This is a genomic window from Streptomyces sp. NPDC005017, assembly GCF_042873115.1.
Lineage (GTDB): Bacteria > Actinomycetota > Actinomycetes > Streptomycetales > Streptomycetaceae > Streptomyces.
The window spans coordinates 41311-63437 of record NZ_JBIALD010000035.1 but is presented as its reverse complement, the minus strand read 5'-3'; the positions used below and the strand labels follow the sequence as shown (position 1 = coordinate 63437).

General features: G+C 69.2%; 16 protein-coding genes. 12 read left to right on the top strand and 4 right to left on the bottom strand.

Going from position 1 to position 22127, the window contains the following annotated elements:
* Positions 1–13: 13 nt before the first annotated feature.
* Positions 14–835, bottom strand: coding sequence for a hypothetical protein (locus ACFYR0_RS34660; RefSeq protein ID WP_389337275.1), 822 nt, complete (start codon positions 833–835; stop codon positions 14–16).
* Positions 836–894: 59 nt separating this feature from the next.
* Positions 895–1200, bottom strand: coding sequence for a hypothetical protein (locus ACFYR0_RS34655; protein ID WP_389337272.1), 306 nt, complete (start codon positions 1198–1200; stop codon positions 895–897).
* Between the two features lie 310 nt (positions 1201–1510).
* Between ACFYR0_RS34655 and ACFYR0_RS34650 the strand changes: the two genes are divergently transcribed.
* The 7 genes from ACFYR0_RS34650 (at position 1511) to ACFYR0_RS34620 (ending at position 12557) form a co-directional block, all read left to right on the top strand.
* Positions 1511–3802: an ABC transporter family substrate-binding protein gene (locus ACFYR0_RS34650; protein ID WP_389337269.1), complete on the top strand. Its 2292-nt coding sequence runs from the start codon at positions 1511–1513 to the stop codon at positions 3800–3802.
* A 141-nt stretch (positions 3803–3943) separates the two neighbouring features.
* Complete coding sequence (typA, locus tag ACFYR0_RS34645) at positions 3944–5851, top strand: translational GTPase TypA (RefSeq protein ID WP_389337266.1); 1908 nt, start codon at positions 3944–3946, stop codon at positions 5849–5851.
* Between the two features lie 471 nt (positions 5852–6322).
* Positions 6323–7369 carry an ABC transporter permease gene (locus ACFYR0_RS34640; RefSeq protein WP_389337263.1) on the top strand — a complete coding sequence of 349 codons (1047 nt, stop codon included), beginning with the start codon at positions 6323–6325 and terminating at the stop codon, positions 7367–7369.
* 102 nt (positions 7370–7471) lie between these two features.
* On the top strand, positions 7472–9262 hold the full coding sequence (locus ACFYR0_RS34635; protein ID WP_389337260.1) for an ABC transporter substrate-binding protein: 1791 nt from the start codon (positions 7472–7474) through the stop codon (positions 9260–9262).
* A gap of 99 nt (positions 9263–9361) precedes the next feature.
* A complete protein-coding gene (locus tag ACFYR0_RS34630; protein WP_389337257.1) occupies positions 9362–10339 on the top strand; it encodes an ABC transporter permease in 978 nt (325 codons plus the stop codon).
* A 15-nt stretch (positions 10340–10354) separates the two neighbouring features.
* Positions 10355–11416, top strand: a complete 1062-nt coding sequence (locus ACFYR0_RS34625) for an ABC transporter ATP-binding protein (protein ID WP_389337254.1) — start codon at positions 10355–10357, stop codon at positions 11414–11416.
* Between the two features lie 13 nt (positions 11417–11429).
* Positions 11430–12557 carry an ABC transporter ATP-binding protein gene (locus ACFYR0_RS34620; RefSeq protein WP_389337251.1) on the top strand — a complete coding sequence of 376 codons (1128 nt, stop codon included), beginning with the start codon at positions 11430–11432 and terminating at the stop codon, positions 12555–12557.
* A 388-nt stretch (positions 12558–12945) separates the two neighbouring features.
* Here the strand turns inward: ACFYR0_RS34620 and ACFYR0_RS34615 are convergent, their stop codons facing one another.
* On the bottom strand, positions 12946–13686 hold the full coding sequence (locus ACFYR0_RS34615; protein WP_389337248.1) for a class I SAM-dependent methyltransferase: 741 nt from the start codon (positions 13684–13686) through the stop codon (positions 12946–12948).
* A 215-nt stretch (positions 13687–13901) separates the two neighbouring features.
* Between ACFYR0_RS34615 and ACFYR0_RS34610 the strand changes: the two genes are divergently transcribed.
* From ACFYR0_RS34610 to ACFYR0_RS34590, 5 genes are read left to right on the top strand one after another with little or no spacing between them, the layout of a single operon-like run.
* The gene (locus tag ACFYR0_RS34610) at positions 13902–15536 is read left to right on the top strand and encodes an ABC transporter substrate-binding protein (RefSeq protein ID WP_389337245.1); all 1635 of its coding nucleotides are present in this window, start codon (positions 13902–13904) and stop codon (positions 15534–15536) included.
* A 6-nt stretch (positions 15537–15542) separates the two neighbouring features.
* The gene (locus tag ACFYR0_RS34605) at positions 15543–16466 is read left to right on the top strand and encodes an ABC transporter permease (RefSeq protein WP_389337242.1); all 924 of its coding nucleotides are present in this window, start codon (positions 15543–15545) and stop codon (positions 16464–16466) included.
* Positions 16459–17436 carry an ABC transporter permease gene (locus ACFYR0_RS34600; protein ID WP_389337239.1) on the top strand — a complete coding sequence of 326 codons (978 nt, stop codon included), beginning with the start codon at positions 16459–16461 and terminating at the stop codon, positions 17434–17436. The genes ACFYR0_RS34605 and ACFYR0_RS34600 overlap by 8 nt, the downstream gene beginning before the upstream one ends.
* A gap of 7 nt (positions 17437–17443) precedes the next feature.
* Complete coding sequence (locus tag ACFYR0_RS34595) at positions 17444–18418, top strand: ABC transporter ATP-binding protein (RefSeq protein WP_389337235.1); 975 nt, start codon at positions 17444–17446, stop codon at positions 18416–18418.
* On the top strand, positions 18411–19559 hold the full coding sequence (locus tag ACFYR0_RS34590) for an ABC transporter ATP-binding protein (protein ID WP_389337232.1): 1149 nt from the start codon (positions 18411–18413) through the stop codon (positions 19557–19559). Before ACFYR0_RS34595 ends, ACFYR0_RS34590 begins: the two co-directional genes overlap by 8 nt.
* A 386-nt stretch (positions 19560–19945) precedes the next feature.
* On the opposite strand, the gene ACFYR0_RS34585 is transcribed toward ACFYR0_RS34590, so the two are convergent.
* Positions 19946–22066 (bottom strand): prolyl oligopeptidase family serine peptidase, encoded by a 2121-nt coding sequence (locus ACFYR0_RS34585; RefSeq protein WP_389337228.1) that lies wholly within the window; start codon positions 22064–22066, stop codon positions 19946–19948.
* Between the last annotated feature and the right edge of the window lie 61 nt (positions 22067–22127).

Sequence of the window (22127 nt, the reverse complement as noted above, 5' to 3'; positions counted from 1 at the left end):
GCACCTTTTCCTGCTAGAAGATGACCGGATCCTCGAAGACACCGGACGCGACGAGATACACGTAGAAGTCGGCGAACGCCACGCTCACCAGGGACGCCCACGCCAGCAGCATGTGATGGCCGTTGAGCCGGCCGACCCACTGCCACATGCGGTAGCGCACGGGATGCCGGGAGAAGTGCTTGAGCTTGCCGCCGACGATGTGCCGGCAGGAGTGGCAGGACACCGTGTACGCCCAGATCAGTGTGATGTTGATCAGGAAGACGACGGTGCCGAGGCCCATGTGGCCCCACTCGTACTGCTCGTCGCGGAAGGCCAGGACGGTGTCGTAGGTGAGGATCCCGGCGACGGGCAGCGCAGCGTAGAAGAAGTACCGGTGGGCGTTCTGGAGGATCAGCGGGAAGCGGGTCTCACCGGTGTACCTGGCGTGCGGCTCGGCGACCGCGCAGGCCGGCGGGGACGCCCAGAAGCCCCGGTAGTAGGCCTTGCGGTAGTAGTAGCAGGTCAGCCGGAAGCCGAGCGGGAAGACCAGGATGAGGAGGGCGGGGGACAGGCCCCACCAGCTCCCCACGACCTCCCAGTTGGGGCCGCCCTTCATCGGCACGCAGTTCTCCGCCAGGCACGGCGAGTAGAACGGCGAGACGTAGGGCGCCGCGTAGTAGTCGGCGTTCGAGAAGGCGCGCCAGGTGGAGTAGACGACGAAGGCGAACAGTCCGACGGCGGTGGCGGCGGGCGCCAGCCACCACCGGTCGGTGCGCAGGTGCCCGGCCGCGACAGCGGCGCGCGTCGCGGACCCGACGCCGCCGCTGTACCGGGGTGGCTCCGTGTCGGTGGCCAATGCGTGACTCCCTCGGATCGGCGATGGGACTCAGGGAGCGGGTGGGTCGGTGACGGGGGTCAGGGGGCGCGCCGGTCGCGGGCGCCCAGTCCCTCGTCGTCGATGTCGACCCACAGGCTGCCGTCGTACGGGGTGTCGGGGATCGTGAGCAGTTCCGGCTTGCGCTGAGTGCTCTGCGCGGCACCCGTCCGGGTGGCGGTCGCCTCGCGCAGCAGGGCGACGCTCTCGCGCAGATGTTCGGCGTCGGCGCGGACCCGGCGCATGTCCAGGCCGCCGCTGCCGAGCTGCTGCTCCAGGCGGCCCACGGACCGGGCCAGATCGTCCAGACAGCGCTGGACCGACGTCATTTCGTCGTGCACGGACATGACGAGACCTCTTTTCCATCGGCTGTGCGGCCTTCATGGCCGGCCCTCGATGGCGACGTGCGTGCGCCTGCGAGTGTTGCGCGTCACACCGCCCGTGGGAAGGGGTGTGCACCGATTGGCCGAGGCGCGTGGGTGCGCTTCCGGGAGCGGTTGCGCCGCACGGGTGGGCTTCCCACGCGTTGCCGCCGTGTCGCCCGCGGTCCACCAGAGCTTTCCTCTTCAGTGGCTGCGGAAATTCCCATACATGTGATCAGCTCCAAATACCGCCAAAAGTGATCATAACTCCCGCGGCTTCCGGAGGTAACACGAGATGTCCCACGACGGCGTCGGCCCACGCGCGGTCATGCGCTCGGTCGCCTTCCTCTCCGCGGGCGCGCTCGCGGTGACCCTGCTGGCCGGGTGCGGTTCGTCCGACGAGGCCGGCAAGCCACTGGCCGGAGCCGACATCGGCCCGGCCGCGCGGGCGCAGCTCGCCGACGGCGGCACCCTGCGCTGGGCGGTGGACGCCGTCCCGGAGACCCTCAACACCTTCCAGTCGGACGCCGACGCCGCCACCACCCGCATCGCGCAGGCCGTACTGCCGTCGATGTACCGGATCGACGCCGGCGGCCGGCCCCGGCGCAACGCCGATTTCCTGGAGTCCGCCAAGGTCGTCGACACCGAGCCCCGCCAGGTCGTGCTGTACAAGCTCAACCAGCAGGCGGTCTGGAGCGACGGCCGTGAGATCGGCGCCGCCGACTTCGCCGCCCAGTGGCGCGCCCTGTCCGGCAGGGACAGCGCCTACTGGACGGCCCGCAACGCCGGCTACGACCGCATCGAGCGGATCGAGCGCGGCGCCAACGACCTCGAGGTCAAGGTCACCTTCGCCCGGCCCTACACCGACTGGCGGTCGCTGTTCTCGCCGCTGTACCCGAAGGAGGTCATGGGCACCCCCGACTCCTTCAACGACGGCGCCCGGCGCAAGCTGAAGGTCAGCGCCGGACCGTTCGTCGTGAAGAAGGTCGACCGCAAGGACGACGAGGTCACCCTGACCCGCAATCCGCGCTGGTGGGGCTCGCCCGCCAAGCTCGACAAGCTGGTCCTGACGGCGGTGCCGCGCGCCGACCGCGCCACCGCGCTGGCCGCCGGGACGGTCGACGTCGCCGAGATCGACGCGGAGGCCGCCGCCCGTGTCGACGGCGCCGCCAAGGGGGCCGCGGGCCCGCTCGCAGGACCCGGCGGCGGCCGTACCGCCGCGAAGGCGCTGCGCTCCTGGGCCGTCGCCAACGGCTCCGACGAGGAGGCCGCCGAGGACGAGGTGTACGCCCGCGACGGGCTGCGCAAGGCCGTCGTCCGGCTGCGGGAGCAGCAGAAGGCGCTGCGCGGCTTCGAGGTCCGCAAGTCCCTGGAGCCCGCCTTCACCCAGCTCGCCCTCAACGGCTCCGACGGCCCGCTCGCCGACGAGCGCGTGCGCCGCGCGGTGGCCCGGGCCCTGGACCGCGGGGAGCTGGCCAGGGTCGTGCTCAAGCCGCTCGGGCTGCCCGCCGTGCCGGTCGGCAGCCATCTGGCCCTGTCCGGCCAGGCCGCCTACGCCGACAGCAGCGGGGCCATCGGCAGCCAGGACACCGAGGAGGCCCGGGCCCTGCTCGCGGACGCGGGCTGGGAGCGCGGCGGGCCCGTCGAGAAGGCCGGGAAGGGCGAGAAGGCCGCGGGCGCCAAGGGCGAGAAGGCCGAGGCCGAGGAGCCGGGGAAGAAGAAGGCCGGGGCCGAGGACACCGGGAAGAAGACCGAGGGCGAGGACACCGGGAAGAAGAAGTCCGCCGACACGGAGTCCGCGGACGACAAGTCCGAGGCCGGCGACGACGGCACGTACGTCGTCGGCGGCGAGGACAACAAGGCCTACCGCGATGCCGACCGCGAGGACGACGAGCGCCACTACGCGGACGGCCAGCTCAGGGACAAGCAGTTCGACGGCGTCCGGCTGAAGCAGGGCGGGGCGCCGGGAGCGTACGCGCCCATGGGCACGGCCGCGCCCGCCGGGGCGAGGAAGGGCCCCCTGGCCAAGGACGGCAAGGCACTGACCCTGAAGTTCGTGGTGCCCTCCGGACCGGGCTCGCAGTCGCTGCGGACGGTGGCCGAGCGCATCCGGCGGATGCTGGACCGGGTCGGCATCCGCACGGAAGTGACGAAGGTCTCCGACGAGAGCTATTTCAAGGACCACGTGGCCTCCGGGGAGTACGACCTCGCCCTGTACTCGTGGCCCGCCTCCGCCTTCCCGGCCACCGACGCGCGGCCCATCTACGCCAAGCCCGTGCCCGCGGCGGACGGCTCCCTGAACGTGGAGCAGAACTACACGCGGGTCGGCACGGACCAGGTGGACCAGCTGTTCGACCAGGCCATGACCACGCTGGACGAGCGCGAGATGCGGGGCCTGATCCGCAAGGCGGACTCCAGGATCTGGGCGGCCGCGGGATCGATCCCGCTGTACCAGCGGCCCCAGCTGGTGGCCGTGCGCAAGAGCGTGGCCAACGCGGGCGCCTTCGGGTTCCAGACGCCCGTCTACGAGGACATGGGCTATCTGAAGAAGGGGCTCGCGCCCTCCGCGAACCCGTCCGGGGACTGAGGCCGTCCGGCCCTGCGGAGGCCGCCTCCCGCAGGGCCACGTAACATGGGGTGAGGCCGTGGCGTGTCAAGCCCGGCAGGGTCCGCGTAACTCAGACGTACGCGCAGGGGCCTTCCTCACACTCCGGGAGTACGCCACACCATGGCCACGCGCCACGACATCCGCAACGTCGCCATCGTCGCCCACGTCGACCACGGCAAGACGACCATCGTCGACGGCATGCTGAAGCAGGCCGGTGCCTTCGCCGCCCACCAGCTCGACTCGGTCGACGACCGCATGATGGACTCGAACGACCTGGAGCGTGAGAAGGGCATCACGATCCTCGCCAAGAACACGGCGGTCAAGTACCACCCGAAGGACGGCGGGGACCCGATCACGATCAACATCATCGACACCCCCGGCCACGCCGACTTCGGCGGCGAGGTCGAGCGCGGTCTGTCGATGGTCGACGGTGTCGTGCTGCTCGTCGACGCCTCCGAGGGCCCGCTGCCGCAGACCCGCTTCGTGCTGCGCAAGGCGCTCCAGCAGCGGCTGCCCGTCATCCTCTGCATCAACAAGACGGACCGCCCGGACTCCCGGATCGACGAGGTCGTCAACGAGACCTACGACCTGTTCCTGGACCTGGACGCGGACGAGGAGCAGATCGAGTTCCCGATCGTCTACGCCTGCGGCCGTGACGGCATCGCCTCGCTGACCAAGCCGGAGAACGGCACGGTCCCCGCGGACTCCAACAGCCTGGAGCCGTTCTTCTCCACGATCCTGGAGCACATCCCGGCCCCGACCTTCGACGAGGCCGCGCCGCTCCAGGCGCACGTCACCAACCTGGACGCCGACAACTTCCTCGGCCGTATCGCGCTGCTCCGGGTCGAGCAGGGCGAGCTGCGCAAGGGCCAGACGGTCGCGTGGATCAAGCGTGACGGTTCGATCAGCAACGTCCGTATCACCGAGCTGATGATGACCGAGGCGCTCACCCGCAAGCCGGCCGAGATGGCCGGCCCCGGTGACATCTGCGCGGTCGCCGGTATCCCGGACATCATGATCGGTGAGACCCTCGCCGACACCGAGAACCCGGTCCCGCTGCCGCTGATCACGGTCGACGAGCCGGCCATCTCCATGGTCATCGGCACCAACACCTCCCCGCTGGTCGGCCGCGGCGGCACCGGCAAGGGCGCCGACGCCAAGTCGGCCGTCAAGGACCGCAAGGTCACCGCCCGCCAGGTCAAGGACCGCCTGGACCGCGAGCTGATCGGTAACGTCAGCCTCCGCGTCCTGGACACCGAGCGCCCGGACGCCTGGGAGGTGCAGGGCCGCGGTGAGCTGGCGCTCGCCATCCTGGTCGAGCAGATGCGCCGCGAGGGCTTCGAGCTGACCATCGGCAAGCCCCAGGTCGTCACCAAGGACGTCGACGGCAAGACGTACGAGCCCGTCGAGCGCATGACCATCGACGTGCCCGAGGAGCACATGGGCGCCGTCACGCAGCTCATGGGCGTCCGCAAGGGCCGGATGGACAACATGTCCAACCACGGCTCCGGCTGGGTCCGCATGGAGTTCGTGGTGCCCTCCCGCGGTCTGATCGGATTCCGGACGGAGTTCCTGACGCAGACCCGTGGCACGGGCATCGGGCACTCCATCCACGAGGGCTTCGAGCCCTGGTTCGGCACCCTGCAGACCCGTAACAACGGCTCCCTGGTCGCCGACCGCGCCGGTGCCGTCACCGCGTTCGCGATGACGAACCTCCAGGAGCGCGGCGTGCTGTTCACGGACCCCGGCACCGAGGTGTACGAGGGCATGATCGTCGGTGAGAACTCCCGCTCCGACGACATGGACGTGAACATCACCAAGGAGAAGAAGCTCACGAACATGCGGTCCTCCTCGGCCGACTCGTTCGAGGCGATCGTCCCGCCGCGCAAGCTCTCCCTGGAGCAGTCCCTGGAGTTCTGCCGCGACGACGAGTGCGTCGAGGTGACCCCGGAGGCCGTTCGCATCCGCAAGGTCAACCTGGACCAGCGCGAGCGCGCCCGCGCCGCGAGCCGCGCCAAGCACGGCTGAGCCGCCCCGCCCGGCTGACGCCCCCTCAGGGGCGTTGGCCCCGGACCCGGTTCCCCGTCGAGGGAGAGCCGGGTCCTCGGCATGCCCGCGGGCGGATCGGGGCAGTGAGGGGGGAGATACCGGCGGGGCGTCCGGGACGCGACCCGCGGGATGTTCAAGGGGGGTGTTCAGGCCACCGTCGGAGCCTCGTCGGGGCCTGTTCGGATATCGGAGACCCAGCGATCAAGTTTCGGACATGTAAACAAAAATCCCTGCCTGTATGTCCAAAATGTCCGACTGTCATCTCAGCTGTCAAGCGCGACCAGGTGTCAATCTTCGCAATTTTTGCTCAAAAATTTGCGCTTAGGGAGATCCCTATGTCTTCCGCCCTTGACGCGCGTTGATGCACTTGGCGAAAGTTCCCCCAAACCACAGAACCTGCCGGTATCTGTGCTGCGCTCGACTCTCCAACCCCCCGGGGGAAGAACACACATGACCAGTCCGACGAAGGCCGAGGGCTCCGGGTCCGCGGTCGCCTTGGACCCTGAGCTCGAGGCGACCTCCGAAGTCGCCAAGGGTGAGCAGAAGCTTGAGGGTCGTTCCCCCGGCCAGTTGATGTGGCAGCGCTTCAAGCGTGACCGTACAGGTATGGTCTGCGCGGCCATAGTGATTTTCTTCTTTGTCGCCGCGCTCGCCGCGCCGCTGCTGGTCAAGCTCAGCGGCACCGACCCGTACACGCTGTACGGCCAGGACCCGACGTACGCGGACAAGCCGATCCTCGACGAGTTCGGTCTGCCGCTCGGCTACTTCGGCGGCGTCTCCGGCTCCCACTGGTTCGGCGTCGAGCCGCAGTACGGCCGGGACCTGTTCGCGATGCTCATGTACGGCATGCGCACCTCGCTCTTCATGGCCCTCGGTGTGACCGTGCTCCTCATGGTCACCGGCATCTTCATCGGCCTCGTCGGCGGCTACTTCGGCGGCAGGGTCGACTACTGGCTCGGCCGGGCCACGGACTTCTTCCTGTCCTTCCCCTCGCAGCTGTTCTTCATCGCCTTCATGCCCGTGGTGACCGCGTTCTTCGTGGACCCGCGGGAGGAGACGCCCACGTACTTCCGGGCGCTGGCGATCCTGATCGTGCTGTGGGTGCTGGGCTGGATGGGCATGTCCCGCCTCGTCCGGTCGACCGTGCTGTCTCTGCGTGAACGTGAGTTCGTGGAGGCGGCCAAGGTCGCGGGAGCCTCGCCCTGGCGGATCGTCCGCAAGGAGATCCTGCCGAACATCGTCTCCCCGATCCTGGTGCAGTTCACGTACCAGCTGCCCAGCACGATCCTCACCATCGCGTTCCTGTCCTTCGCGGGCGTCGGCTTCGTCGAGCCGACCCCGGACTGGGGACGGCTGTTCGCCGCCGGCGCCCGCTACACGGAACAGGACCCCGCGTTCATGTTCTTCCCGGGTGTGGCGCTGGTGATCTTCATCCTGGCCTTCAATCTCCTCGGAGACTCGGTCCGGGATGCCTTCGACCCCAAGTCCGGGCGGTAAAGCGTCCTTTGGTGGGGGGTGGCTGCCGCCCCCGCGTCGGCCTACCAGCCGCGTCAGGCAGTACTCATGGAACACAACCGACAGGTAGGTGCATTCACCGCTATGAAGCTCACCTCGCGCAGAGCGCGTGCCATAGTCGTCGCCATCGCGGCCGGCTCCCTCGCGCTCACCGGCTGCTCGGAGAACAAGGGCTCGAGCTCCAACAAGGACTCCAAGAAGGACCAGAAGGAGGCGGCCAGCCAGTCCAACGCGGTCGTCTACGCGGACGCCACGGCCTCCACCGGTCCGGCCGCGGAGGTCCCGGGTGCCAAGCCCGGCGGCACGATCATCGCCTACCAGGAGGCGGGCCTGTCCCACCTCGACCCGGGCCAGATCTACGTCTCCGACGCCGGCCAGGTCGCCAACCTGCTCTTCCGCGGGCTGACGAACTTCAAGGAGGACGGCAAGGGCAACGTCTCGGTCGTCGGTGACCTCGCCACCGACGCCGGCAAGTCCTCCGACGGCGGCAAGACCTGGACCTACACGCTGAAGGACGGCGTCAAGGACCAGAACGGCAACGAGATCACCTCGGCCGACATCCGTCACACCGTCGAGCGCACCTACGCGAAGTTCATCTTCGACGGCCCGACGTACCTGCAGAACTGGCTGAGCGGCGCCGACTACCGTGCCGCGCTGCCCGACGGCGGCTTCGGCAAGAAGCACCTGCCGGACACCGTCCTGGAGACCCCGGACGAGAAGACGGTCGTCTTCCACTTCGACAAGGCGCGCCCCGACCTGCCGCAGACCCTGGCGATGCCGGGCTACTCCGTCGTCCCGGAGAAGACCGACACCAAGGAGCGGTACGACAAGGCCCCGGTCGCGACCGGCCCGTACAAGATCTCCGAGTACAAGATCGGCAAGGCCCTCAAGCTCGTCAAGAACGAGAACTGGGACGCCAAGACCGACGCCGTGCGCCACCAGTACGTGGACGGCTGGGACTTCCAGTTCGGTGTCACCGAGTCGACCCAGACCAAGCGTCTGATCTCCGACCAGGGCGACGCCAAGAGCGCGATCCAGTTCACCGGCTCGGTCGACTCCACCCAGATCCAGGACGTCATCTCCAACCCGGCGGTCAACAAGCGCACGATCAAGGGCTACCAGCCCTACGTCATGCAGCTGACCTTCAACCTGGACCGGGTCAAGAACAAGACCGTCCGTGACGCCGTCGCCTACGCGATGAACTCCAAGTCCCTCATCGCCGGCGAGGGTGGCGCCTACGGTGGCGACGTGGCCCCGAACCTGTTCGCCCCGACGCTGCCGGGCTACGAGGCCACGTACGACCCCTTCGGCCGTCTGAAGACGCCGCAGGGCAACATCGCCAAGGCCCAGGAGCTCCTGAAGGGTGTTCCGGCCGCCGAGAAGAAGCTCGTCTTCGCCTACTCGAACTCCGAGGCCGGCCAGAAGCGCAAGGTCGCCGTCGAGGACGCCCTGAAGAAGGTCGGCATCGACGTCGTCGCCAAGGAGATCGACGCGGCGAGCTACTACGAGCAGATCGGCAAGCTCGACAACCCGTACGACGTCTACATCACGGGCTGGGGCCAGGACTGGCCGTCCGCCGGTACGGTCGTCACCCCGATCTACGACGGTGACCAGGTCGCCGACGGTTCCTCGAACTACGCGCACATCAAGGACCCGAAGGTCCAGGAGCTGATCAACAAGGCCCTGACCCAGGAGCCGACCGAGGCCGCCAAGACCTGGGAAGAGGCGCACCACTACATCATGGAGAAGGTCAACCCGGCCGCTCCGCTGTGGTACACCAAGCAGTTCCAGCTGTTCGGTTCGAACGTCGGCGGTGCCCGCTACAGCACCGAGTCGAGCTACATCGACGTGACCCAGCTGTTCCTGAAGTCGTAACTCTCTACGGCTGATCGCGGGAGTGCGCACCAGGCGGAGCGCACTCCCGCGGATCCGTGAACCCGTCCACCGTCTGTCGCAGAGAGCAGCCACCCCGCCATGCTTCAGTTCATCATCCGGCGCTTCGTCGGTGCCGTCGTCACCTTGTTCCTCATCGGTGCCGCCACCTTCTTCCTCTTCGTCGCCGCGCCATCCGACTACGCCTCCCTGGCCTGTGGCAAGGACTGCTCCCCGGCAAGACTCGAGGACATCCGCGAGGCCCTCGGCCTCAATCTGCCGATCGCGCAGCAGTTCTGGGACTTCATGTCCGGCATCGTGACGGGCCGCGACTTCCCCACCGGCCACTGTGAGGCGCCCTGCCTCGGCCAGTCGTTCTACTCCGGCGACATGGTCTGGGACACCATCAAGGACCGCTTCCCGCTGACCCTGTCGCTGACCGTCGGCGCGATCCTGGTCTTCCTGACCATCGGTATCGGCGCGGGCATGATCTCCGCGTACAAGCGCGGATCGGCGCTCGACAAGATCGCCACCGGCACCTCCATGGTGCTCAGCTCGTTCCAGATCTACTTCCTCGGCCCGATCGTGATGCTGATCTTCGTGTACAGCACCGGCTGGGCGGAGTTCCCCAAGTACGTCCCCTTCACGGAGGACCCGTTCGGCTGGCTGGCCGGCCTGTGGATCCCCATGCTCGTGATGGCGACCATCTTCACCGCGCAGTACACGCGTATGGCGCGCGCCTCGCTCATCGAGCAGCTCGCCGAGGAGCACGTGCGCACCGCCCGCGCGAAGGGCATGTCGAGCAAGTACGTATTCTTCCGTTACGCCTGGCGCGGCTCGCTCATCCCGATCGTCACCGTGCTCGGCATCGACATCAGCGCCCTGCTCGGCGGTGGCGTGGTCACCGAGCTGACCTTCTCGCTCCAGGGAATCGGCCAGCTCGCCGTACAGGGTGCCGTCACCAAGGACCTCCCGCTCACCATGGGCGTGATGCTCGTCGGAGCCTTCTTCATCCTGCTCCTGAACATCCTCACCGACATCGCGTACGCCTGGATCGACCCGCGCGTCCGGCTCTCCTAGGAAGAACCAACCACCGTGACCACACTGACCAAGACCGAGGACGCCCCGGCCCCGACCGGGCCCGAGAGCTTCCTCTCGGTCCGTGACCTGCGGGTGCAGTTCTCCACCGAGGACGGCATCGTCAAGGCGGTCGACGGCCTGTCCTTCGACATCGCGCGCGGCAAGACCCTGGGTATCGTCGGCGAGTCCGGCTCCGGCAAGTCCGTCACCAACCTGACGATCCTCGGCCTGCATAACCCCCGCACCACCACCGTCGACGGCGAGATCGTCCTCGACGGCAAGGAGCTCGTCACCGCCACCGACCGCGAGCTGGAGAAGCTCCGCGGCAACAAGATGGCGATGATCTTCCAGGACCCGCTGACCGCGATGTCCCCGTACTACACGGTGGGCCGGCAGCTGTCCGAGCCGTACATGAAGCACATGGGCGCCTCCAAGAAGGAGGCCAAGGACCGCGCCATCCAGATGCTGGAGAAGGTCGGCATCCCGCAGCCCAAGGTGCGCTTCGACGACTACCCGCACCAGTTCTCCGGCGGTATGCGCCAGCGCGCCATGATCGCCATGGCCCTGATGTGCGACCCCGAGCTGCTGATCGCCGACGAGCCGACCACCGCGCTCGACGTGACCGTGCAGGCCCAGATCCTGGACCTGCTCAAGGACCTCCAGCAGGAGTTCGGCTCCGCGATCATCTTCATCACCCACGACCTGGGCGTCATCGCCAACATGGCCGACGACCTGCTCGTGATGTACGCCGGCCGCGCGGTGGAGCGCGGCAGCGTCAAGGAGGTGCTCGGCACGCCGAAGCACCCCTACACCTGGGGCCTGCTCAGCTCGATGCCGCGTCTCGACGGCGACATCAACACCGAGCTGACGCCGATCCCGGGCACCCCGCCGTCCCTGCTCAACCCGCCGTCCGGCTGCCGCTTCAACCCCCGCTGCGGCTTCACGGACAAGGTCGCGGGCGGTCTGTGCACCACGACCCGGCCTGCGCTGGCCGACGGCCGTGCCGCCGCGTGTCACCTGACGGCCGAGCAGAAGCAGGCCATCTTCATCGACGAGATCCAGCCCCGGCTGCGCTAGGGAGAGACGAATCATGAGCGAGAACCTCACCCTCCCCGCACAGCAGGGCCCCAAGGACGCCACCGTCCCGGAGACGCTTCTCGAGGTCAAGGGCCTCACGAAGCACTTCCCGATCTACGGTGGCTTCCCGATCAAGCGCAGGGTCGGCGCGGTCCAGGCCGTCGACGGTGTCGACCTCAGCGTCGGCGTCGGCGAGAGCCTCGGCCTGGTCGGCGAGTCCGGCTGCGGCAAGTCGACCACGGGCCGGCTGATCACCCGTCTGCTGGAGCCGACGGCCGGCCAGATCACCTACGCCGGGCGGGACATCACCCACGCCTCGCGCCGGCAGATCGCGCCGGTGCGGTCCGAGATCCAGATGATCTTCCAGGACCCGTACTCCTCGCTGAACCCGCGGCAAACCGTCGGCACGATCATCAAGTCGCCGATGGAGGTCAACGGGATCAACCCCGCGGGCGGCCGTGAGAACAAGGTCCGTGAGCTGCTGGAGCTGGTCGGTCTCAACCCCGAGCACTACAACCGCTTCCCGCACGAGTTCTCCGGCGGTCAGCGCCAGCGCATCGGCGTCGCCCGCGCGCTCGCCCTGAACCCGAAGCTGATCGTCGCCGACGAGCCGGTCTCCGCGCTCGACGTGTCGATCCAGGCGCAGGTCGTCAACCTGCTGAAGAAGGTGCAGGACGAGCTCGGCATCGCGTTCGTCTTCATCGCCCACGACCTGGCGATCGTGCGGCACTTCTCGCACCGCGTCGCGGTGATGTACCTCGGCAAGGTGGTCGAGGTCGGCGACCGGGACTCGATCTACAACCAGCCGCGTCACCCGTACACCCACGCGCTGCTCTCCGCGGTGCCCGAGGTGGACGTGTCGGACGACGCGGAGCAGCGCGAGCGCATCCGTCTCTCCGGTGACGTGCCCTCGCCGATCCACCCGCCGTCCGGCTGCCGCTTCCGCACCCGCTGCTGGAAGGCGCAGGACAAGTGCGCCACTGAGGAGCCCCCGCTGGTCCAGCTCTCCGGCAACCGCGCCGGCCACCTCACGGCCTGCCACTTCCCGGAGGACCCGACCACGGCCTCCCAGGGCGAGGACATCGTCCTCGACCCGGCCCTCAAGGCCCTCGAGTCGGACTCCGACACCGACTCCAAGTAACACCCCCGCCGCCGCGCCACCATCCCCTCGGTGGCGCGGCGCCGCGCTTTCCACCGCCCTGCTTCCAGGCCGCGGGGAACACCGCCCTGCCTGTCAGGGCCGCGGGGAACTGCGCGACAAGCCACGACGGCGCCGCACGTCCAAGGGGCACGGGGAACGCCGCCCTGTCTGTCAGGGGCGCGGGGAACTGCGCACCCAGCCACGACGCCGCCGTGCATGTCAGGGGCACGCGGGGACCGCCCTGCTTCTAGGGGCGCGGGGAACTGCGCGACAAGCCACGACGGCGCCGCACGTCCGAGGGGCGCGGGGAACTGCGCAAAAACGCACCACGGCGCCGCAGCGAGACACTCAGGCACTCAGAGCCACCGGCCCTCGGCAAGAGCTGCCCTCACAGCACCTCCGCCACCGTCACGATCTCCCGGCTGGACCCAGGCACGAACACCCCCCGCCCCCAGTCCCCGTACCGCGCCACAACCCGAAACCCCGCCGCCCCCAACAACGCGTCCACCCCCTCCACGGCAAGGAACCGCAACGTACTCCGGCTGACACGGGCCCGCTCCCACCGCGCCCCCACGAACGTCTCCGTGAACGTCACCCGGTCCCCGCGCACCGGCCCCACGACCTCGTGCCGCACCTCGACCGCCGACCCGTCCGCCCCGGCGACCCCGTGCACCCGCTCCGGCGTCCACTCCTCCCACGCCCGCGCCGCCGGATTACGCGTCTCGAAGACGAACCGTCCCCGAGGCGCCAGAGCCTGCCGCACCCCCGCGAGCACCCGCCGCACGTCCTCGTCCCCGAGCAGTTCCTGAAAGGCGTGCCCGGTCATCACGGCCAGTTCGAACTCCGCACGCCACCGGCTCGACTCGAAGTCGCCCAGCACCCACTCCACGTCCGGCGCGGCGCCACGCGCCTGCACCAGCATCGCCGCCGCCGGGTCGAGCCCGGTCAGCCGGCCCGTGTGCCCCGCCGCGCGGGCCCCGCGCAGCAGCCTCCCGGTCCCGCAGCCGACGTCCAGCACGGCCGGCGCGGTCATCACCAGGTCCAGGTAGAAGTCGTCGCAGGGCCCCCACGGATTCAGGGCGTCGTACAGCCGTGCGAGCTCCAGATCGGCGAAGGAACGATCAACCATCCGGGCAGTCTGCCTGCTGTCCCGCCAGTCAGTACAGAAATCCCGGGTTATCGCCCGGTGAACGACGCGTGTATGGCATCGGGGGGAGCCGCGTCGCCCAAAGAGCCCCTTGCGTGTGCGCTTTGTATAATTTCGTCCGATATTGGCCGATGACGGGTCAGTGCTTCGGTGCTGGCGGCACAGCGCACAACTGCGCATTCACGAGGAGGCACTCCATGCGCGGAGCCACGCACGTCAAGTGGACAGCATGCGCCGCGGCGGTAGTCCTCGCGGCGACGGCCTGCGGAGGAGACGGGGACGGCGGTGGCAGCGCCGACTCCGGCGCGGTGCTCAGCGCGTCCTGGGGCGACCCGCAGAACCCGCTGGAGCCGGCCAACACCAACGAGGTGCAGGGCGGCAAGGTGCTCGACATGATCTTCCGCAGCCTGAAGCGGTACAACCCCGAGACGGGCGCGGCCGAGGACATGCTCGCCGAGAAGATCGACACCACCGACTCGCAGACCTTCACCATCACCGTCAAGAGCGGCTGGACCTTCTCCAACGGTGAGAAGGTCACCGCCGAGTCCTTCGTCGACGCCTGGAACTACGGCGCCAGCCTGAAGAACAACCAGAAGAACGCCTACTTCTTCGGCTACATCGAGGGCTACGACAAGGTCCACCCCGAGGACGGCAGCGCGCAGAGCGCCGACACCCTGTCCGGCCTGAAGGTGGTCAACCCGCAGACCTTCACGGTCAAGCTGACCCAGAAGTTCTCCACCTTCCCCGACACCCTCGGCTACCCCGCCTTCGCCCCCCTGCCGCAGTCCTTCTTCGACGACCACGACGCCTGGCTGAGCAAGCCCGTAGGGAACGGGCCCTACGCGATCGACTCGTACCAGAAGGGCTCGCAGATGTCCCTTCGCAAGTGGGACGACTACCCGGGCGACGACAAGGCGCAGAACGGCGGCGTGGACCTGAAGGTCTACACGGACAACAACACCGCCTACACCGATCTGCTCGCGGGCAACCTGGACCTGGTCGACGACGTGCCGGCCGCCCAGCTCGCCAACGTCCAGAACGACCTGGGCGACCGCTATCTCAACACCCCGGCCGGCATCATCCAGACCCTCGCCTTCCCGTTCTACGACCCGAAGTGGAACACCTCGGGCTCGCAGAAGGTCCGTACCGGACTGTCCATGGCGATCAACCGGGACCAGATCACCAAGACGATCTTCCAGAACACCCGCACCCCCGCCACCGACTGGACCTCCCCCGTCCTCGGCAAGGACGGCGGCTTCCAGGACGGCCTGTGCGGGGACGCCTGCAAGTACAACCCGACGGAGGCGAAGAAGCTCATCCAGGAGGGCGGCGGACTGCCCGGCGGCCAGGTGAAGATCACCTACAACGCCGACACCGGCTCCCACAAGCAGTGGGTGGACGCGGTCTGCAACTCCATCAACAACGCCCTCGGCAACACCAAGGCGTGCGTGGGCAACCCGGTCGGCACCTTCGCCGACTTCCGCAGCCAGATCACCGACCAGAAGATGAGCGGACCGTTCCGGGCCGGCTGGCAGATGGACTACCCGCTGATCCAGAACTTCCTCCAGCCGCTCTACTACACCAACGCCTCGTCCAACGACGGCAAGTGGAGCAACAAGGAGTTCGACAGCCTCGTCGACCAGGCCAACGCCGAGACCGACCAGGGCAAGGCCGTCCAGACCTTCCAGCAGGCGGAGGCGGTCGTCCGCGACAACATGGCCGCCATCCCGCTCTGGTACCAGAACGGCTCGGCCGGCTTCTCGGAGCGGCTCTCGAACGTCAAACTCAACCCGTTCTCCGTGCCGGTCTACGACGAGATCAAGGTGAGCTGACCCGTCATGGGGCGCTATGTCCTGAGGCGGCTGCTCCAGATGATCCCGGTGTTCATCGGGGCCACGCTGCTGATCTTCGTGATGGTGAACGTGATGGGCGACCCCATCGCGGGCCTGTGCGGTGAGCGGCAGTGCGACCCCGCCACCGCGGCACAGCTGGAGAAGGAGTTCGGTCTCGACAAGCCCCTGTGGCAGCAATACCTGACCTACATGGGCAACATCTTCACCGGCGACTTCGGCACCGCGTTCAACGGCCAGGAGGTCACCGAGCTGATGGCGTCGGCGTTCCCCGTCACCATCCGGCTCACCGTCGTCGCGATCCTCTTCGAGATCGTCATCGGCATCTCCCTCGGCGTGATCACCGGCCTGCGCCGGGGGCGGCCCGTCGACACCGCGGTCCTGGTCGGCACGCTCGTCGTCATCTCCGTCCCCACCTTCGTCACCGGTCTGCTGCTCCAGCTGCTGCTCGGCGTCGAGTGGGGCTGGATCAGCCCGTCCGTCTCCTCCGAGGCCCCCTTCGACGAGCTGATCGTGCCCGGCCTCGTCCTGGCGTCCGTCTCACTGGCGTACGTCACCCGGCTCACCCGCACCTCGATCGCGGAGAACCGGCGCTCCGACTACGTCCGCACCGCCGTCGCCAAGGGCCTGCCCCGGCGCCGGGTCACGGTCCGGCACCTGCTGCGCAACTCCCTGATCCCGGTGATCACCTTCATCGGCGCCGACATCGGCGCCCTGATGGGCGGCGCGATCGTCACCGAGCGCATCTTCAACATCCACGGCGTCGGCTACCAGCTCTACCAGGGCATCGTCCGGCAGAACACCCAGACCGTCGTCGGCTTCGTGACGATCCTCGTCCTGGTCTTCCTGATCGCCAATCTGCTGGTCGACCTCCTGTACGCCGTACTCGACCCGAGGATCCGCTATGCCTGAGCAGTACGACGGCGGCCGGGCCATCTCCGGCGCGGGGGCGGGAGGTGGCATGGACCTCGCCGCACAAGAGGCCGAGACCCTGGAGAGGACCCCCGGCGGCCCCCTGGGCACCGGCCCCGCCGGGAAGCCCCGCAGCCTGTGGTCCGACGCCTGGCACGACCTGCGCCGCAACCCGGTCTTCATCATCGCCGGCCTGGTCATCCTCTTCCTGGTCTTCATCTCGCTGTGGCCGGGCGCCATCACCTGGATGAGCCCGCTCCAGTGCGACCTCGCCAAGGCGCAGCAGGGCTCCCAGCCCGGCCACCCCTTCGGCTTCGACGGCCAGGGCTGCGACGTCTACACCCGCACCGTCTACGGCGCCCGTACGTCCGTCTCGGTCGGCGTCCTGGCCACGCTCGGCGTCGCGATCCTCGGCTCGGTGCTCGGCGGCCTGGCGGGCTTCTTCGGCGGGGGCTGGGACTCGGTCCTGTCCCGTGTCACCGACATCTTCTTCGCCATCCCGGTCGTCCTCGGCGGTCTGGTGCTGCTGTCGGTCGTCACCAGCAACACCATCTGGCCGGTCATCGGCTTCATGGTGCTGCTGGGCTGGCCGCAGATCTCCCGTATCGCCCGCGGCTCGGTGATCACCGCCAAGCAGAACGACTACGTCCAGGCCGCCCGCGCCCTCGGCGCCTCCAGCTCCCGGATGCTGCTGCGGCACATCACACCCAACGCGGTGGCGCCGGTCATCGTCGTGGCGACCATCGCGCTGGGCACCTACATCTCGCTGGAGGCGACGCTGTCCTACCTCGGCGTCGGTCTGAAGCCGCCGAGCGTGTCCTGGGGCATCGACATCTCCGCCGCCTCGCCCTACGTCCGCAACGCCCCGCACGCGCTGCTGTGGCCCTCCGGCGCGCTGGCCGTCACCGTCCTGGCCTTCATCATGCTCGGCGACGCGGTGCGCGACGCCCTCGACCCGAAGCTGAGGTGACGGCGTCATGCTGCTGGAACTGCGCGACCTGCACGTGGAGTTCAAGACCCGGGACGGTATCGCCAAGGCCGTCAACGGCGTCACCTACTCCGTCGACGCCGGTGAGACCCTCGCCGTGCTCGGCGAGTCCGGCTCCGGCAAGTCCGTCACCGCCCAGGCCGTCATGGGCATCCTCGACGTGCCGCCGGGCAGGATCGCCGGCGGCGAGATCCTCTTCCAGGGCAGGGACCTGCTGAAGCTGAAGGAGGAGGAGCGGCGGAAGATCCGCGGCGCGGAGATGGCGATGATCTTCCAGGACGCGCTGTCCTCCCTGAACCCCGTGCTCTCCGTGGGCGACCAGCTCGGCGAGATGTTCGTGGTGCACCGGGGCATGTCGCGCAAGGATGCGCGGGCCAAGGCCGTGGAGCTGATGGACCGGGTGCGCATCCCGGCCGCCAAGGAGCGGGTCCGCCAGTACCCCCACCAGTTCTCCGGCGGTATGCGCCAGCGCATCATGATCGCCATGGCGCTGGCCCTGGAGCCCGCCCTGATCATCGCCGACGAGCCGACCACCGCCCTCGACGTCACCGTGCAGGCCCAGGTGATGGACCTGCTCGCCGAGCTCCGGCGCGAGCTCAACATGGGACTCATCCTGATCACCCACGACCTCGGGGTCGTCGCGGACGTGGCCGACCGCATCGCGGTGATGTACGCGGGCCGGATCGTCGAACAGGCGCCCGTCCACGACATCTACAAGGCCCCCGCCCACCCCTACACCAGGGGCCTGCTCGACTCCATCCCGCGCCTGGACCAGAAGGGCCAGGAGCTGTACGCCATCAAGGGCCTGCCGCCCAACCTGCTGAACATCCCGCCCGGCTGCGCCTTCAACCCGCGCTGCCCGATGGCCCAGGACGTGTGCCGCACCGACGTACCCCCGCTGTACGAGGTGAACGAGGAACGGGAGAGCGCGTGCCACTTCTGGAGGGAGTGCATCGATGGCTGAGCCGATCATCGAGGTGAGCGGGCTCGTCAAGCACTACCCGCTCACCCGGGGCATCCTCTTCAAGAAGCAGATCGGCGCGGTCAAGGCCGTAGACGGGGTGGACTTCACCCTGCACAGGGGCGAGACCCTGGGCATCGTGGGGGAGTCGGGCTGCGGCAAGTCCACCGTCGCCAAGATGCTGGTCCACCTGGAGAAGCCGACCGCGGGCGAGATCCGCTACAAGGGCGAGGACATCTCCAGACTGTCCGGCAAGGCCCTCAAGGCGGTCCGGCGCAACATCCAGATGGTCTTCCAGGACCCGTACACCTCCCTCAACCCCCGTATGACGGTGGGCGACATCATCGGGGAGCCGTACGAGATCCACCCCGAGGTGGCGCCGAAGGGCGACCGGCGCAAGCGGGTGCAGGACCTGCTGGACGTGGTCGGCCTGAACCCCGAGTACATCAACCGCTATCCGCACCAGTTCTCCGGCGGCCAGCGCCAGCGCATCGGCATCGCGCGCGGCCTCGCGCTGCGCCCCGAGGTGATCGTCGCCGACGAGCCGGTCTCCGCGCTGGACGTCTCCGTCCAGGCCCAGGTCATCAACCTGCTGGACCGGCTCCAGGCGGAGTTCGAGCTCAGCTACGTCTTCATCGCGCACGACCTGTCGATCGTCCGGCACATCTCCGACCGGGTCGGGGTGATGTACCTGGGCCGCATCGTCGAGATCGGCCGGGACGCCGAGATCTACGACCACCCCACCCACCCCTACACACAGGCCCTGCTCTCCGCGGTCCCGGTGCCCAACCCGGAGGCCCGCGAGCACCGGGAGCGGATCATCCTCGCCGGAGACGTGCCGTCCCCGACGAACATCCCCTCGGGCTGCCGCTTCCGCACCCGCTGCTTCAAGGCCCGGCCCCGCTGCGCCGAGGAGGTCCCCCTCCTGGCGGTCCCGCCCCACCTGACCGCCCCCGGCGGCCCGGCCGCCCACGACTCGGCCTGCCTGTTCGCGGAGGAGAAACAGGTGGTACCCCCGGAGGAGCCGGGAAGAGGGCCGGCGCGGCCGGAGAAGGACCAGGTGAGGCCGCCGGAGAGGCGAGGGAGTGGCGTGGACGGTCAGCCGCCGCCGGACGGCGGGCTGAACCGGCCGCCGGGCGCCTGAAGTCCGGTGTGCCCCTCGTGCTGGTGTATGTCGACGGATGCGCAGGCACGGACAGTTATGATCCGTAGCGCCCGATGTGCACCCTTTCCACGGCAGCTCGACCGGCTGCCGGACACGAGACAGGGCCCCTGCGCGAAACGGCTTCCCGACCAGCGCGCCGAGGGCCCCGCTTCCAGGAACCCCGGAAGGTGATACGGACGGGACCGTACCGCGGAGCCTCTCTTCCCTGGTGAAGACCAGGCATTTGCACACAAAACTCGTTAACAGCCAGGCAACTTCGACGAAGCCGTTCCGATATACGGACGCGCGAGGCTGAGCAGCGTACGGCCGTGCGGGTGCCGTAAAGCGGGCCGGGGTGCACCATGTCACCCCGGCCCGTCGGCGTGTCAGGCCAGGCCGAGGGAGCGCTTGAGGAAGTCGACCTGGAGGAGCAGCAGGTTCTCGGCGACCTGTTCCTGCGGGGTCATATGGGTCACCCCGGACAGCGGCAGCACCTCGTGCGGCCGGCCGGCCGAGAGCAGGGCCGAGGACAGCCGCAGGGCGTGGGCGACGACCACGTTGTCGTCGGCGAGCCCGTGCACGATCATCAGCGGCCGGTGCGGCTCGGCCGGGGCGGACAGGCCCTCGTCGGTGACGAGGGAGTTGGCGGCGTAGACCGCCGGTTCGGCGGCGGGGTCGCCGAGGTAGCGCTCGGTGTAGTGGGTGTCGTAGAGCCGCCAGTCGGTCACCGGGGCCCCGGCGATGCCCGCGTGGAAGACGTCGGGGCGGCGCAGCACGGCCAGCGCCGCGAGCCAGCCGCCGTACGACCAGCCACGGACCGCCACCCGGGACAGGTCCAGCGGATGGGAGCCCGCCAGGGCGTGCAGGGCCTCCACCTGGTCGTCCAGGGAGGCCGTGAAGGCGTGGTGGACACCCTTCTCCCAGGCGGGCGAACGGCCGGGCGTGCCCCGCCCGTCGGCGACGAGCACCGCGAAGCCCTGGTCGGCGAACCACTGCGAGGTCAGATGCGCGTTGTGCGCGGCGACCACCCGGGATCCGTGCGGACCGCCGTAGGGGTCGAGGAGGACCGGCAGGGGAGTGACCCCGTCGTGGTCCGTGGGCATGAGCAGGGCGCACGGGATGCGCCGTGCGCCCCCCTGGGTGAGGGCCATGCGCGGGGACAAACCGGGGTCTTCGGCGTACGAGGTGACGGTCGCGCACTGCTTCCCGTCCCGCAGCACCCGCACCTGGGAGCCCGGCCGGTCCGGCGTCGCCGACACCAGCACGGTCACGCCCCCGGAGCGCACGGCCGAGTGCACGCCGGGTTCCTCGGAGACGCGCTCCACGCCGAGCTCGTTGACCCGGTAGACATGGACCTCGCCGATCTCCGGGTTCACCGCGCCCTCCCCGGCCGAGGCCGAGACCAGCACGTCGTCGGCCCCCACGTCGAGGACCGCCCGGACGTGCAACTGCGCCCCGGTGAGCGGACGTTCGCCGACCGCCAGCACCCGCGCGCCGCCCTCGTCGGCGATCCGCACGAGCTGGCCGGAGGGCGACCAGCCGGGCACCCCGGCGAAAAGATCAAGCCAAATCGAGTCCTCGTCGGCGTGCACCATCCGGGTCGCTCCGGTGTCCGGGTCCACGGCCAGATACAGCTGGCTGCGCTGATCCCTGGCCTGTACCAGGAGCAACGGCGCACCGGCATCTGACCAGTGCACATGCGCGAGATAGGGGTACCGGGCCCGGTCCCAGGCGACCTCCGTGCGGGCCCCGTCGAGGCCGAACACGAACAGCCGGACCTCCGCGTTGGCTGTCCCGGCCGCCGGGTACGGCACGTGTTGTGGGTCACGTTCCGGCTGGGCCGGGTCGGAGATCCACCAGCGCCGCACCGGCGTGTCGTCCACCCGGGCGACCAGCAGCCGGTCCGACTCGGGGGACCACCAGAAACCGCGCGAACGCCCCATTTCCTCCGCCGCGACGAACTCGGCGAGCCCGTACGACACGCCGTCCGCCTCGGCGGCCGCCAGCACCCGGTCGTCCTCACCCTCCGCGCCCACGACCCGCAGGTCACCGCCCGCGACATAGGCGACCAGACGCCCGTCGGGGGCGGGCCGGGGGTCGATCACCGGCCCGGCGGCGGGCAGTTCACGCGTCGTGCCGGCCCGCAGCTCGGCCGCGAACAGCCGGCCCGACAGCGTGAAGGCGGCCAACTCCAGCGTCCTGTCGGTGGCGTAGCCGACGATCCCGGCCCCGCCCTCCCGGCTGCGCTCGCGCCGCGCCCGCTCCTCGGGCGACAGCCGCTCCTCGTCGCCGCCCAGCAGGGCACGGGGGTCGGCGGCGAGATGCTCCCGGCCGTCCGCCAGGTCCAGCACCCACAGGGAGTTGGCCCGGTCGGTGCCGGAGGCCGACCGCAGGAACGCGACCCGGGAACCGTCGGGCGCCACGGTGAAGGAACGCGGCGCGCCGAGCGTGAACCGCTGGGTGCGGGCGTGCCGTCGGGGGAAGGAGTCAGCAGGCTCGGTCGTCATGCCCCGACCCTATTGGCGATGATTGGCCATGCGCTCCCTTGCGCACCTGTGCGCCCAGCGA

Excerpts from the sequence above, each read along its gene's own strand:
- ACFYR0_RS34655 (WP_389337272.1), bottom strand. The coding sequence starts at position 1,200 with ATGTCCGTGCACGACGAAATGACGTCGGTCCAGCGCTGTCTGGACGAT.
- ACFYR0_RS34650 (WP_389337269.1), top strand. The coding sequence starts at position 1,511 with ATGTCCCACGACGGCGTCGGCCCACGCGCGGTCATGCGCTCGGTCGCC.
- typA (WP_389337266.1), top strand. The coding sequence starts at position 3,944 with ATGGCCACGCGCCACGACATCCGCAACGTCGCCATCGTCGCCCACGTC.
- ACFYR0_RS34640 (WP_389337263.1), top strand. The coding sequence starts at position 6,323 with ATGACCAGTCCGACGAAGGCCGAGGGCTCCGGGTCCGCGGTCGCCTTG.
- ACFYR0_RS34635 (WP_389337260.1), top strand. The coding sequence starts at position 7,472 with ATGAAGCTCACCTCGCGCAGAGCGCGTGCCATAGTCGTCGCCATCGCG.
- ACFYR0_RS34630 (WP_389337257.1), top strand. The coding sequence starts at position 9,362 with ATGCTTCAGTTCATCATCCGGCGCTTCGTCGGTGCCGTCGTCACCTTG.
- ACFYR0_RS34620 (WP_389337251.1), top strand. The coding sequence starts at position 11,430 with ATGAGCGAGAACCTCACCCTCCCCGCACAGCAGGGCCCCAAGGACGCC.
- ACFYR0_RS34615 (WP_389337248.1), bottom strand. The coding sequence starts at position 13,686 with ATGGTTGATCGTTCCTTCGCCGATCTGGAGCTCGCACGGCTGTACGAC.
- ACFYR0_RS34610 (WP_389337245.1), top strand. The coding sequence starts at position 13,902 with ATGCGCGGAGCCACGCACGTCAAGTGGACAGCATGCGCCGCGGCGGTA.
- ACFYR0_RS34605 (WP_389337242.1), top strand. The coding sequence starts at position 15,543 with ATGGGGCGCTATGTCCTGAGGCGGCTGCTCCAGATGATCCCGGTGTTC.
- ACFYR0_RS34600 (WP_389337239.1), top strand. The coding sequence starts at position 16,459 with ATGCCTGAGCAGTACGACGGCGGCCGGGCCATCTCCGGCGCGGGGGCG.
- ACFYR0_RS34595 (WP_389337235.1), top strand. The coding sequence starts at position 17,444 with ATGCTGCTGGAACTGCGCGACCTGCACGTGGAGTTCAAGACCCGGGAC.
- ACFYR0_RS34590 (WP_389337232.1), top strand. The coding sequence starts at position 18,411 with ATGGCTGAGCCGATCATCGAGGTGAGCGGGCTCGTCAAGCACTACCCG.
- ACFYR0_RS34585 (WP_389337228.1), bottom strand. The coding sequence starts at position 22,066 with ATGACGACCGAGCCTGCTGACTCCTTCCCCCGACGGCACGCCCGCACC.